Annotated in this window: 5 protein-coding genes; all 5 read left to right on the top strand. The window is 73.4% G+C overall.

All coding sequences use genetic code 11. From position 1 onward, the window contains the following. Nucleotides 1-167: 167 nt before the first annotated feature. The 5 genes from eccCa to ACFY2Z_RS07765 all read left to right on the top strand — a co-directional run bounded on the left by eccCa (nucleotide 168) and on the right by ACFY2Z_RS07765 (nucleotide 13,996). Nucleotides 168-4,157, top strand: a complete 3,990-nt coding sequence (gene eccCa, locus ACFY2Z_RS07785; protein WP_390743279.1) for a type VII secretion protein EccCa — start codon at nucleotides 168-170, stop codon at nucleotides 4,155-4,157. 94 nt (nucleotides 4,158-4,251) lie between these two features. Continuing rightward, on the top strand, nucleotides 4,252-5,646 hold the full coding sequence (gene eccD, locus ACFY2Z_RS07780) for a type VII secretion integral membrane protein EccD (protein ID WP_390743278.1): 1,395 nt from the start codon (nucleotides 4,252-4,254) through the stop codon (nucleotides 5,644-5,646). A gap of 13 nt (nucleotides 5,647-5,659) precedes the next feature. Next, nucleotides 5,660-7,153, top strand: a complete 1,494-nt coding sequence (gene eccB / locus ACFY2Z_RS07775) for a type VII secretion protein EccB (protein ID WP_390743277.1) — start codon at nucleotides 5,660-5,662, stop codon at nucleotides 7,151-7,153. A gap of 4 nt (nucleotides 7,154-7,157) precedes the next feature. Next, nucleotides 7,158-10,568 (top strand): hypothetical protein, encoded by a 3,411-nt coding sequence (locus tag ACFY2Z_RS07770; RefSeq protein WP_390743276.1) that lies wholly within the window; start codon nucleotides 7,158-7,160, stop codon nucleotides 10,566-10,568. Further along, nucleotides 10,565-13,996 (top strand): right-handed parallel beta-helix repeat-containing protein, encoded by a 3,432-nt coding sequence (locus ACFY2Z_RS07765; protein WP_390743275.1) that lies wholly within the window; start codon nucleotides 10,565-10,567, stop codon nucleotides 13,994-13,996. Before ACFY2Z_RS07770 ends, ACFY2Z_RS07765 begins: the two co-directional genes overlap by 4 nt. Nucleotides 13,997-13,998 lie beyond the last annotated feature (2 nt).

Below are 13,998 nucleotides of genomic sequence, written 5' to 3'. Positions count from 1 at the left end.
AGAAGGCGTTCATGGCATCAAGGAACGTTCACCGGACAACGATTTTCTGGGCTTAAGATCAGACCAACGGGGGCCGCCACCTCCATCTGTTGAACCGACCAACACCTGTCGAAACAGCTGGGATTGCCCGGGATCGATGGGCATGCACGCGCCAGAGAGGTCACATATTGAGCACCGTGGTGGCCAAGCGATCCCCGCGCGCCGAGGGTCCGCAGCTGCCCGAGGGGCAGGTCGAGCTGGCAGAGCCACCTGTTCTGGGGGAGCCGGCCAGCGCCGACTTCGGGTCGGCGCTGATGTACCTGCCGATGGGACTGGGCACGGGTGCCATGGTCCTGATGTTCTCCATGCGCAGTGCCGGGCCGACGACGTACCTGATGTCCGGAATGATGGGCGTCGCCATGATCAGCATGACGCTGACTCAGATCGGCCGCTCCAGTGCCGAGCGCCGACGCAGAATGCGCGCGGAACGCCGTGACTATCTGCGTTATCTGGCGCAGAAGCGTCGTCAGGCCCGTCAGGCCGCCGCCCAGCAGCGGTCCGCCCTGTTGTGGGACAACCCCGATCCGGGACAGCTGTGGGCACTGGCGATGGGCGCCCGGCTGTGGGAACGCCGTCCGGCTCATGAGGACTTCGCCCGTATCCGCATCGGACAGGGCATCCGGCGGGCGGCGTTGGAGTTCCTGCCCCCGCAGACCAAACCGGTGGAGGATCTGGAGCCGCTGACGGCCATCTCGTTGCGGCGGTTCACCAAGGCGCACCAGACGGTGCCGCGACTGCCGATCCCGGTCGCGCTGCGCCGCTTCACCAGCGTGGAGCTCGCGGGTGAACCGGAACCCGCGCTCGCACTGCTTCGCGCGATGATAGGGCAGCTTGCGGTGTTCCACTCCCCCGACGAGTTGCGGATCGCCATGCTGGGCGGTGAGTCCGCGCGGGACGAGTGGGACTGGCTCAAGTGGCTTCCGCACAACGCCCATCCGAACGAGGCGGACGACGCGGGCCCGGTCCGGCTGGCGGCCGAGGATCACGACACGCTGCTGGATCTGCTCGGCACGGACGTCCGCGACCGTCCCGACCATGACCCGGACGCCTCGCCCAGCGTGGCGGAACCGTTCGTGGTGATCGTGGCGCAAGGGGTGCCGCTGCCGGAGACCTCGCGGCTGCTGCACGGTGGGCTGCGCAATGTGGTTCTGCTGGACGCGACCGGCGCGATGACCGGTGGCCCGAAGGTGCTGCGGCTCACGACGCACGGCACCAGCGTCGCCTTCCCGTCCGGTGACGACACGGTCACCGCCGAGGCCGACGCGCTCAGCCGTACCCAGGCCGACAGTCTGGCCCGCACCCTGGCGCCGATGCGCACCAGCGGCAGCGTCGACCTGACGGACCAGGCGCTGGACTCGGACTTCGACCTGACCGCCCTGCTGGGCATCCGCGACCCGCGCACCTTCGACGTGGCCGCCAAGTGGCGCCCGCGGCAGGCCCAGTCGGCACGCCTGCTGGTGCCGCTGGGTGTCACCGAGGAGGGCGAGGTCGTCGAGCTGGACATCAAGGAGTCGGCGCAGGGCGGCATGGGCCCGCACGGCCTGCTCATCGGCGCGACCGGTTCCGGCAAGAGCGAGCTGCTGCGCACGCTGGTGATGGGTCTGGTCGCCACTCACTCCTCCCAGGTCCTCAACCTGGTGCTGGTCGACTTCAAGGGCGGCGCGACGTTCCTGGGGATGGACCGGCTGCCGCACACCTCGGCGGTGATCACCAACCTCGCCGACGAGATCCATCTCGTGGACCGGATGCGTGACTCCATCAACGGCGAGATGATCCGCCGTCAGGAGCTGCTGCGCGAATCCGGGTACTCCTCGCTGTTCGACTACGAGAAGGCGCGCGGCGCCGGGGCGAACCTCACCCCGCTGCCGTCACTGCTGATCATCGTCGACGAGTTCTCCGAACTCCTGGCCAGCAAACCTGAGTTCGTGGACCTCTTCGTCTCCATCGGCCGTCTCGGACGCAGCCTCGGTGTGCATCTGCTCCTTGCCTCCCAGCGCCTGGACGAAAGCCGCATCCACAAGGTGGAGGGCCATCTGTCCTACCGGATCGCCCTGCGTACGTTCTCCTCGATGGAGTCGCGCAGTGTCATCGGCGTCTCCAGCGCCTATGAGCTGCCGTCGGCACCCGGCAACGGCTATCTGAAGGTGGACACGACCAACCTGGTGCGCTTCAAGGCCGCGTATGTGTCCGGCCCCGCGCCGGAGCCGGTGAGCGAGGCGGAGCAGAGCGCCGAACAGGCCAGGGCCGCCCAGGAGATCACCGTGTTCGGCCTGGAGCAGCAGGGCACGCTGCTGTCGGAACGTACCGAGGAGCACCTCGCCGAGCTGCGGCCGCTGCGGGCCGCCGAGCGCGAGGAGGCCGCCGGGCCGTCCTCGGGCACCGAGCAGAGCGAGGAGAGCCTGCTGGAGGTGCTGATCGGCAGGCTGGAGGAGAGCGGCCCGCCGGCGCGCCAGGTGTGGCTGCCTCCGCTGACCGAGTCCCCGAGCCTCGACCAGCTGCTGCCCGGTATCGTCCCCGACCCGGTGCGCGGCATGAGCGCGGCGGACTATCCGTCGCTCGGCTCGCTGCGTGTGCCGCTGGGCATCGTCGACCGGCCCTTCGAGCAGTTGCGTGAGCTGCTGGTCGCCGACCTGTCCGGCGCCGACGGCCACATCGGTCTGGTCGGCGCCCCGCAGACCGGCAAGTCGACCATGCTGCGCACGCTGATGATGTCCCTCGCGCTGACCCACACCCCGGAGGAAGTGCAGTTCTACTGCCTCGACTTCGGCGGCGGCGGCCTGGTCTCCACGGCCGGTCTGCCCCATGTCGGCTCGGTCGCCACCCGTCTGGAGCGCGACCGCGTCCTGCGTACGGTGGCGGAGCTGACGCAGCTGCTGGAGAAGCGCGAGGAGGAGTTCACCTCGCGCGGCCTGGAGTCGATGGCGGCCTACCGCGCACTCAGAGCCACGGGAGAGATCGACGATCCCTACGGTGATGTGTTCCTGGTGGTCGACGGCTGGGGCACCCTGCGCCAGGACTACGAGGACCTGGAGCCGCGTGTCATCGACATGGCCGCTCGCGGACTGTCGTTCGGTCTGCATGTGATCGGCTCCGCCGTGCGCTGGTCGGAGATCCGTCCTCGCCTGCGTGACCTGCTGGGCACCAAGCTCGAACTGCGCCTCGGTGACTCCATGGAGTCGGAGGTCGGCTCCCGCACCGCCGCGACCGTCCCGCACCAGCCGGGCCGCGGTCTGACCGCGGGCGGTCACCACTTCCTGTCCGCCCTGCCCCGGCTGGACAGCTCCGGCGAGACCGCCGACCTCACGGCCGCCACCAAGGCGGCGGTGGCGGAGATCGACACCTTCTGGACCGGCCGCTCCGCACCCGGCGTGCGCCTGCTGCCGACCCGCCTTCCGGTGAACCAGCTCCCGGCGGCGGAGGGCGATCTGCGGGTCTGCCTGGGCTGGGACGAACAGCGGCTGGAGCCGGTCTGGCACGACTTCTCGGCCACCCCGCATCTGATGGTGTTCGGCGACGGGGAGACCGGCAAGACCAACGCGCTGCGTCTGATGATCCGTTCCATCACCTCCCGCTACACCCCCGACCAGGCCCGCATCATGGTCGCGGACCCCGGCCGTGGACTGCTCTCCTCGGTGCCCGAGGAGTACCGGGTCGGCTACGTCGTCGACGGTGACGCCCTCGCCCAACTCGCCAACAGCGCCTCGGTCTCGGTGGGCAAGCGGGTGCCGGGACCTGACATCAGCCCCGAGCAGCTGGCCCGCCGCGACTGGTGGGAGGGGCCCCGGCTGTTCGTCCTCCTCGACGACTACGACCTCTTCTCCGGCACCCCGGGCGCACCCTCGCCCATGACACCGCTGGTGCCCCTGCTCGCGCAGGGCCTGCACATCGGCATGCACCTGGTGGTCGCCCGCAGCACCTCCGGCGCCGTCCGCGCCATGATGGACCCGGTGCTGCGCCGGCTGTGGGAACTGGGCAACCCCGCCCTGCTGTTCTCGTATCCCAAGGAGGAGGGCAAGTTCCTCGGCGAGGCCAAGCCGCGCACCCTCCCCTCGGGCCGGGCCCAGCTCGTCACTCGCCGCTCGGTCAAGCTCGTACAGACCGGACTGGTGACCCCGTGACCCGACACCCCGGACCGCGCCGGTCCCCCTCCGCCCCGCACGGCCTCTCGCCGCTTCCGCCCGTCCCCCACCACCGCACCCCAGGAGCAGCACCATGACCTCACCGCATGCGGTCACCGCACCGGCCTCGGAGGTCTGCCGGGTGACGGTGGTGGGCCCCACCGGCCAGTCCGACCTGGCGATCCCGCTCACCACGCCGGTCTCCGCGCTGCTGCCGGTGCTGGTGCGCCATGTCACGAAGGACACCGCCGACCGGGGCACGCCCTGGGTGCTGCAACGGCTCGGCGAGGAACCTCTCGACGTCGACGGCACCCCGGCCACGCTGGGCCTGCGCCACGGCGACATCCTCCATCTGCGGCCCGCCGAGGAGCCGTTGCCCGCGCTGCACTTCGACGACGTGGCCGACGGTGTGGCGCAGGCGGTGGACGCGATGCCGGGCCGCTGGCGCCCGGAGCTGACCCGGGGGCTCGCGCTGGCCATGGCGGTGCTGGCGCTGCCCGCGCTGGCCGCCGCCCTGTTCGGGCTGGGGCCGGGTGTGCCGACCGCGGTCGGCACGGGGGTGATCGCCGTGCTGCTGGCCGCCGGATGCGTGGCCGCCGCCCGGCTCGGCGCCGACCGGGGCACCGTGCTGGTGGCGGGCCTCAGCTCGATGGCGTTCGGCGCGCTCGCCGGACTGGCGGTCCGTCAGGGGCCGCACGGTGGCTACGCGCCGGGGATGCCCGGGGTGCTGGCCGCGGCGGCGTGTGTGGTGGTGCTGGCCGTCAGCCTGCTGGCGCTGCGTCCGCTGCCGCTGGTGGTCCCCGGCACCGTGCTGCTGACCGCGCTCGCCGCCGCCGTGGGCATCGGGCTGATGCGGGCGGCCGACTGGCACGGCGCCCAGGCGGTGTCCGTGGTGGCGGTCGCGATGTTCGTGCTGGGCCATTTCGGGCCCCGGCTGACCCTGCGCATGGCCCGGCTGCGCGTCCCCCGGCTGCCGCACAACGCGGAGGAGTTGCAGGAGGACATCGAGCCGGAGCCGCAGGAACGGGTGGAGAGCCGGGTCAAGCTGGCCAGCGCCTACCTCGACACCCTCAGCCTGTCCTCCGCGTTGGTCTACGCCGGTGCCTTCTGGTACATGACGCGCGGCGACGGCTGGATCGGATGGCTGCTGCCGTTGGTGTTCGCCGGTGCGGTGCTGCTGCGGTCGCGCGGCCTGAACCGGTCCGCACAGCGGGTGCCGATGGTGGTGGCGGGAGCGCTCGGACTGATCACGGTGCTGCTGACCCGGTTCGCCCCGGCGGGCACCGGATCCCGGGTGACCGTGGTGGCCGTGCTGCTCGCGGCGGTCGCCGCCCTGCTGACGGCGGCCTGGCGGCTGCCGCGCGGACGGCTGCTCCCGGTGTGGGGCCACAGCGGCGACCTGCTGGAGACGATCACTGCGATCGCGTTGCTGCCGCTGCTGCTCCAGGCCCTGCACGCGTACTCCTACTTCCGCTCCCTGGCGAGCTGAGAGGGGCCGGAGCGTGCAGACACGACGCGATCACATGCAGGCGTACCAGTTCGCCATGGGCCGCCTCGCCACCGCCCTCGTCAGCGGCGACCCCGGCCGCGGCGACAGCCCCACCAAACGTGCCGCGCTCGGCACCTTCTTCGGCGCCGGCATCGTGGTCCTGCTGTGCGCGGGATTCCTCATCTACGGGAAGCTGTCGCCGGTGACCACGGAGGCGTGGCGGGAGCCGGGCTCCATCGTCGTGGAGAAGGAGACCGGAAACCGCTACCTCTACCTGGACGGACAGCTGCGCCCCGTACGCAACTACGCGTCCGCCCTGCTGCTGACCGGCCACGGCACCGTGCGCACCGTGCAGGCCGAGGCGCTCGCCGACGTGGCGCACGGCGCGCCGGTCGGCATCGGCGGCGCCCCCGACTCCCTGCCCACCCCGGCGACCCTGCTCCCGTCGACCTGGACCGACTGCCTGCGGCCGGATCTGACGTCCGGCCGGGTCATCGACTTCGCGCCGGGCGACCGGGCCGCCGCCTTCCCCTCCGGCCGTCAGCTGCTGCTGAAGGGGCTGGACGGCAAGCGGTACGTGCTGTGGCGGGGCACCAAGTACCCGGTGCCGTCGGACGCGACGCTCATCGCGCTCGGACTCGACGGCGACCGCCCCATCGCCGCGCCCGCCGCCTGGCTGGCCGCCGTGCCGACCGGAGCCGTACTCGCCCCGGCGAAGATCGACGGGGCGGGCAAGGCCGGCGGGAAGGTCGCCGGGCAGCCGGCCGCCGTGGGCCAGTTGTTCACCACGTCCGCGGCGGGCGCCAAGCGCTCGTACGTGATGACGGGTGACGGCGTGGCCCCGGTGAGCGCCACGGAGGCCGCGCTGCTCGCGGCGCAGCACGGCGCTCCCGCGCCGCGTGAGGTGTCGGCGACCGACATCGCCGCCGCCCATGTGTCCGCCGACCAGGCGCTCACCAACGCGCTGCCGGACGTCCTCAACGCCCCGGCGGCCGACACCTCCGCGCAGGCGGTGTGTCTGCGTGAGACGACCCGGGGCAACCAGCTGAAGGCCACCGTGGTGGTCGAGGGCGGTGCTGCGGCGAACGGCAGCCGGCAGGTGCTGGTGCCGCCGTCGCACGGTGTGTACGCGGTCGACCAGCAGCAGGTGGCGGCGCGCGCGCCGCATCCGCTGACCTACCTCGTCACCGACCGGGGTATCGCCTATCCGCTGGGCGACTCCGCCGCCGCGCAGGACCTCGGCATCGGCGGCGCGAGCGCGGTGCCCCTGCCGGAGACTCTGCTGGCCGTGCTGCCGCGCGGACCCGAGCTGGGCCGTACGGTGGCGGCGCTGACGGTGAAGGCGGCACAGGAGGGGACTTCGGCGGACTCGCCGTCGTCCGTGGGCGGTTCCGGCAGCGCGCAGGGCTCGCCGGCGAAGGGCGTCGGACACGCTACGGGCACCGCTCCTGTTCCCTCGGTGAGCGCGGACCCGCCACCCTCCGGCCACTCGGCGCGGGTGGGGTGAGCGGATGCGTATCCGACTGGGCGCCGTGCGGGCGGCGGGGACAGCTCTGCAGTGCCGTGCCGTGGGGCACGCGCTGCTGATCCATCCCAAGGGCGAACCCGATCCGCAGGCCGCCGCGTTCGCCGCGGGGCTGGCGCCGGACCCCCAGCACACCGTGGCAGTGGTGGACCTGCCGTTCGGCACGCTGGAGGACTCGGCGGACGCGGTGGCACGCCTGCTGGCCCATCGTGGCCACAGCCTGCGCCTGGTCTTCGGTCGCGCCACGCCGCAGGAGTCGCAGCGCACCGCCCAGCGGATCGCGGACCGGCTGGACCGGCTGGTGCTGGCCCCGGACGGCGAGGTGCTGCCGACCGACGGCGGCGGCCTGTTCGTCCCCAGCGAGCACGGCGCGGGCTGGCTGCGCTTCCGTCCGGGCCGCGCGGCGGAGCGCGACTCACGGCGCTTCCCCAAGCCCCGCTGGGAGTTCTCCACCTTCGACCGCCCCTGGGCGACCAGCGGCCATGGCCTCGTCGAACCCGTCCCCAGCGGGGTGTGGGTGCGCAGCCCGCACCTCCCCGACTCCCCGGACAGCGGCCAGCGGCTGGTGGACCGCCTGCCGAGTCACCCCGAGATCCTCACCGTGGTCCTCGGCAGCCCCGGCGGACCGCCCGTCACGCTGTCGGACGTGGCCCGGCTGTGGGACACCGTCCTGCCGTCCGCGCGCTCCTGGGTGCGTTTTCTGCACCTCGGGCCGGTCGCGCTGCCCGAGGGCGCCGAAGCACTGGGCCAGGAACTCGCCGACGCCCTCGGCCAGCAGGTGGTGCTGTACACGGGCGTGCCCGTCAAGGCGCGGGTAGGTCTCGACTCCCCCGAGGTGGCCTCGCTGCGGCCGGACGGCACGCTGGGCCACCGCCCGTTCGTGAGCGAGTTGATGTACTTCCCGCGTACGGGCGACACCCCTGCCCCGCCCGCCCTCTTCGGCCTGCGCCGGCCGCTCGTCGAGGTGCCGGAGATCTCCACCGGTGTCTACGAGTACGCGCACGACGCGGTGCTGGAGGTCGTGCAGAGCGGGCTGTGGATGCGCCCCTCCGTCGAACCCGTGGGCAGTGACGCGGTACGGCGGATACCTGCGGCGCCCGGCTATGCGGCCATCCTCTACGACCGCAGCACCCCCGGCGCGGAGGAACGCATGCGCGCGCTCGCCGAGGACATGCTGTGGAAGCTCGACCCGGACCGTCGCGAGGGCTTCACGGTCGTACCTGCCGACGAGCCGGGCGTCGCGGCCGGGGTGCCGGACGACGCCTATCTGTGGTCGCCGCAGGACCCCGCGGCCTATGGCCCGCAGATGGTCGCGCCGCCCCTGACCAGGCAGCGCCGCCCGGCCGATATCGCGCCCTGGGCCCCGGCGTCCGGGGGCCGGCCGCAGGAGGGACGGGAGCCCGCCGCTGTGCCGGCCGGCGTTCCCGGACGGGCGTCCGCGCTGAACCAGCTCGATCCGGACGAGTCACCGTCCGTTCGCGTCGCCGGCAGGAACGACGCGGCCTCGGCGGTCGCCCCTGCCCCGGCGCCCCAAGCCGCCCGTACCGAATCCGACGTCCCGTCAGCCGCGCTGCCCCGCACGGAGTCCGACGCCGGTCGGTCCGCGCCGGACGAAACCGAGGCGAGCGGTGAGGCCGCCGTCCGCGTGGCGACGACGGCCACGGAGGCCGGGAGCATCGCACCCGGCGGGCGTCCGGACGCCCCGCACGGCGGACCGGCCGTCCCGTACGGCGGGCCGAACGCCGCGCCCGAGCCGCCGCCCACCGGCGAGCCGCTCCCGATGCCCCCACCCGCGCCGGACGCCGCGCGGGGTCCGGTGCCGCCTGCGCCTGCCCCGAACGGTCCGGTCGCGCCGGGCCGCCCCAAGCTGCCCGACCTGCCCACCGTGTCCGAGCCGACGCCCGCGGGTGAGCCGCAGGCTTCGGTCCAGCCGCCGCGGACCGACCCGCGCCCCGCCCCCGCGCACGATCGTGCCGACACGGACGGCTCCGGCGAGCAGCGGACGCCCGTCCTCCCGCCGGAACCGCCTGCTCCCGCCCCGGAGTCCGGTCCGGCTTCCGCACCCGCGAACACCCCGGAGACCGCACCGGACACCCCCGCCGCCCCGGCCGCCCCGGCCGCCCCGGCCGCCCCGGCCGCCGAGCAGGGTGCCCCTCAGGCACCGGACGCACCCGACAAGCAGCCCCAACCGACTCCGCAGGCCCCGCCGCCGGCCCCGGACGGGGCGGAAGCCGCCATGCCTGAGGTCCCGGAAGCGCCGCAGACGCCGCCGCCCTCGGCTCCCCAGGCTTCCGAAGCACCCGTGCCCGCCGCACCCAAGCCGGCGGCCAGGGCCGTCCCGGCTCCGGCACGGATGATCCGGCTGGAGTCCGACGCCCCGGCAGCCGCTCCCACCGAGCCCCCCGGCCCCGCGCCGGTGCCCGACGGCTCCGACGGTCCGGTCACGCCCTCGCTCACACCGGCCGCCTCCGACGGCTCCGGGAGCGCCGTGACGCCCGCCGCCCCGGCGGCCGGAGCGGGGGTACGGGTCCAACCTGTGCCCAAGGGCTCGGCCTGCGCCGTGCTGCCGGAACGCGGCACGAGCAAGGAACGTGACTGGGTGCGGCGCACCTTCAGCACGCAGTACAACGCGGTCGCGGGCACGGTCTCACGGGTGATGTCGGAGTCCCCGGGGCTGCGCGGCGGCAGTCGAGGGGAGGCGGCCGACGCCCTCACCGATCTGGTCGCCGTACGGCTCTACCTGTCCGGCGACAGCCGGCAGGTGGACGACGCGGTGCGCTCCGCACAGGTCGGCCCGCACGTCCCCCTGGCCCGCTGCGTGGCGGCCGGGCTGCGCAGGCTGCCGTCCTACCGTGGCGCGGCGCTGCTGCGAGCACCCGCCACGGCCATGGAGCGCGCGTGGTACCGGGAGGGCCGGCTGACGACCGAGTGGGCGTTCTGCACCGGGTACAGCGCGCCGCATCCCGGTCCCGAGAACGGCACCGACTTCCTCATCTGGTCGATGACGGCCCGCCGTACCAGCCTGATCGACCCGTCCGAGCCGTACCGGGTGGTGTTCCTGCCCGGCACCACGTTCAAGGTGCTGCGTCCCTCGGACGGTGAAGGGCCGGTCCTCATGCGGGAGTTGTCACCGTCGGAGATCGCCTCCGACGGCAAGGTGGACGTCCAGCGCGTGCCGCTGGACGAGATCGCCCTCGACGGGCTGGAGCGTGCGGCGGGCGCGTTGAGTGCGAACGACGCGGGCGGCTCCGCATCGGCCGGCGGCGGCGATCAGGGCGGCGCCCGGCCGGAGGAACGCTTCGGAACGCCCCCGGGCCTGATCGGTGCAGCGCAGCCGCAGCGTCCGCGCGGCAACGGCGGCGACATGAGTGCGTCTGACAAGGGAGCGAAGCTGTGACCCGGCCCGTGCTACTGGTGTCCCCGGACCGTCCTGGTGCCTACCGTGCCATCGCCGAAGCCCTGGCGGACGCCACCGACGGCGCGCTCATCACCGTCTCCCCCGGCCGGTACGACGAGACGCTCTACATCACCCGCGCGGTGACACTGGCCGCCGAGGGCACGGGCGGCACGGTGGAGATCTCCTCGGCCTCGGGCAGCACCGTGGTGCTGGAGGCGGAGGCCGTGCAGCTCACCGGTCTGAAGCTGTCCGGCACCGACCGGGAGGCCCCGGTCCTCGACGTACGGCGCGGGCAGGCCGCGCTCGACGGGTGCCAGATCTCCGGCGAGGCATGGGCGGCCGTGCTGGCCTGGCAGGACGGCGTGGTCGCCCTGCGCGACTGCCACATCACCAACGCCCAGGGCGCGGGCATCGTGGTCACCTCGGGCGGCGGAAACGTCGTGGAGCGCTCGCGTATCCAGGAGGTCGGTTCGTCCGCGGTCGTGGTGGCCGAGCACGGCCGTCTGACGCTGCGTGAGTGCCAGTTGGAGCGGGCCCGCGGCAACGGCGTCTGCGTGAACGGACAGGCCACGGCGGTGGTGGAGGCCACCCGGATCGCCGGCAGCGGCAAGCCAGCGCTGGCCGTGGAGCAGAACGCCCGCGCCGACCTGACCGAGGTCGAGGTCACCGGCAGCGCGGCGCTGGACGCGTATCTGACGAGCACGGCCGAAGTGGTGCTCACACGCTGCTCGTTCTCCGGTTCGGGGGGACAGGCGGTACACGTCGGCGGCGGCAGTGGACCGGTGCTGCGCGGCTGTGTGATCTCCGGTGCCGGGCGCGAAGGCGTCCACGTGGCACCCGGCGGCCGTCCCCGGCTGGAGGGCTGCCGTATCAGCGGTACGCCGACCGGTCTGCTGGTGGAGGCCGACGGTCGCGCCGAGGGCGCCGATCTGACCGTGGAGGGCGCCGGGACGGTTGCCGTGCACGCGCAGGGCGGTGAGGTGCTGCTGGAGCGGCTGAAGACCGACGGAGGCAGTGGGGCCGCGCTGCGCGCGGCAGGCCCCAAGGCCCGGCTGACCGTGCGGGACGCCGACCTGGCCGTCGGCGGACCCGTCGCCGTCGAGCTGGGGGAGAGCGCTTCCGCGGCGCTGTCCGCGGTGCGGCTGCGCTCCGGCGGCGGCACGGGGCTCGCCCTCGCCTCGGGCTCGCGCGCCGAGGTGGACGGCTCGGCCTTCTCCGGCTGCACCACGGTCATCGGCGCCGAGGCCGAACTGACTGTCCGCGACAGCGAGTTCACCGGCTCCGACAGCGACGGCCTGCGGGTCACCGGGGGCGGCGCGGTCACCGCGGTGGGCTGCCGTATCAACGGCGCACGTGGCCATGGCGTCCACGTCCAGGCCTCCTCACGTGCCGAGTTGACCAACTGTGCCGTCTTCGACAACGGCGGCGACGGTGTGCGCTGCAACACCGACGAGCCGGTACGGGTGCACGACTGCGAGGTCCGCGACAACGGCGGCGTGCCGGTGCACCAGCTCAAGTCCGGCCAGGTGTCGGTGGAGCGGGTGGACACCGGCGGTGCCCCGTCCGGCCGCACGGTCACCAGCGCGGACGCCCTCGGCGGTGCGAGCGGCCCGGAGAGCGGTCGGCAGCCGCAGGGGGCCCGTCACACCGGCACCGGACCGCTCGCGGAGTTGGAGGCGCTGGTCGGTCTGGAGAGCGTGAAGCGCGAGGTCACCGGCCTGATCAACCTGAACAAGATGACGCAGCGCCGCCAGGAGATGGGCCTGCCGATGCCGCCCATGAGCCGGCATCTGGTCTTCGCGGGGCCGCCCGGCACCGGCAAGACGACCGTGGCCCGTCTCTACGGTGCGGTCCTCGCGGAACTGGGCATCCTCAGCCAGGGCCACATCGTGGAGGTGGCCCGCGCCGACCTGGTGGCGCAGATCATCGGCGGTACCGCCATCAAGACGACCGAGGTCTTCAACAAGGCACTCGGCGGTGTGCTGTTCATCGACGAGGCGTACACGCTGACCAACCAGTCCCGTGGCACCGGCCCGGACTTCGGTCAGGAAGCCGTCGAGACGCTGATGAAGCTGATGGAGGACCACCGCGACGAGGTCGTCGTGATCGTCGCCGGATACTCCGCCCAGATGGACCAGTTCCTCGCCTCGAACCCCGGTATGGCCTCCCGGTTCGCGCGCACCGTGGAGTTCCCCAACTACAGCCCCGAGGAACTGGTCACCATCGTCCGGGGGTTGTGCGCCAAGCACTACTACGAGCTGTCGGAATCGGCGCTGGAGGCGCTCGACCGCTACTTCGAGGACGTACCGAAGAGCGACACCTTCGGCAACGGGCGTGTCGCCCGGCAGGTCTTCGAGGAGATGATCAGCAAGCAGGCGTCCCGCCTCGCCTCCGAACCGCCTGAGGACGACAGCGAGTTGTCCAGGCTGACCGGTGCCGACGTGATCACGGTGCCCGCCGACCAGGCCGGCGCGAAGGGCGCCACGGGCGCCTCGTCCCCACGTACCGGGGAGGCCGTCGCCCCGACGCGGCAGCCGGGCCCCGCCGGCCCGGCCGGCCCGGCCGTGGGGCTGCGGAAGCTGGCGGCGATGACCGGTCTGGACACGGCCCGGGCCGCGCTGCGCACCCGCCTGGAGGCGCTCGCCGAGGCGCAGACGCAGCCGGGCCGGCCGATCTCGGCACAGGCCAATGTGGTGCTGGAGGGCCCGCTGGGCAGCGGACGACGGGCGCTGGCCCGGGTCTACGGGCGATGCCTCACGGAGGCCGGGCTGCTGACGACGGGCACCGTCCACGAGGTGCGGCTGTCGGCCCTCCCGGCGCGCTGGCCGGAGCAGCCCGCCTACCGGCTGGCGACGGCCCTGGAGGAGGCGGAGGGCGGACTGCTCGTGCTGAACCTCGACGACGCCTTCGGCCGCCGCCCCCAGGCCGAGCGTGCGGCGGTGCTCGACGGGCTGGCCCGGCTGGCCGCCGCCCCTGGTGGCACGGTGCTGGCGCTGTGCGGCTCGCCCGCCGAGCTGCGGGAGCTGACCCGCGAGCGTGGCGAGATCGTCCACGAGTTCGCCGAGTACCTCAGGCTCGATCCCTACACCGCCGACCAGGCCATTGGGTTGATGAGACGTCAACTGCACGGGTTCGGCTTCAAGTTGTCCGACGAGGCGGCCAAGGTGCTGGCCGCCTCCTTCGAGGCCTCGCCGCCGCGCGGGGGCGCCTGGGAGGCGCACCGCCTGGCGGAGCGGCTCGCGGCGTCCGCCCGTACCCGTACCGTCTCCGCCTCGGATCTCCCCCAGCCTCCGGCGGCGCCCGACGCGGCGCCCGGCCAGGTGCCCGCCGCCCCGGCGCCGCCCGCCTCCACCACGGAAGTGGCGAAGCCGGCACCGGAACAGGCGGAACCACCGCATCAGCAAACGGAGTCTCTGGTGCGGACATGAGA

Source organism: Streptomyces sp. NPDC001222 (genome assembly GCF_042896945.1).
GTDB lineage: Bacteria > Actinomycetota > Actinomycetes > Streptomycetales > Streptomycetaceae > Streptomyces > Streptomyces gibsoniae.
This window is presented reverse-complemented; position numbering and strand designations above follow the sequence as displayed.

Coding starts and splice junctions, on each gene's coding strand:
- eccD (WP_390743278.1), top strand. CDS start 4,252: ATGACCTCACCGCATGCGGTCACCGCACCGGCCTCGGAGGTCTGCCGG.
- ACFY2Z_RS07770 (WP_390743276.1), top strand. CDS start 7,158: ATGCGTATCCGACTGGGCGCCGTGCGGGCGGCGGGGACAGCTCTGCAG.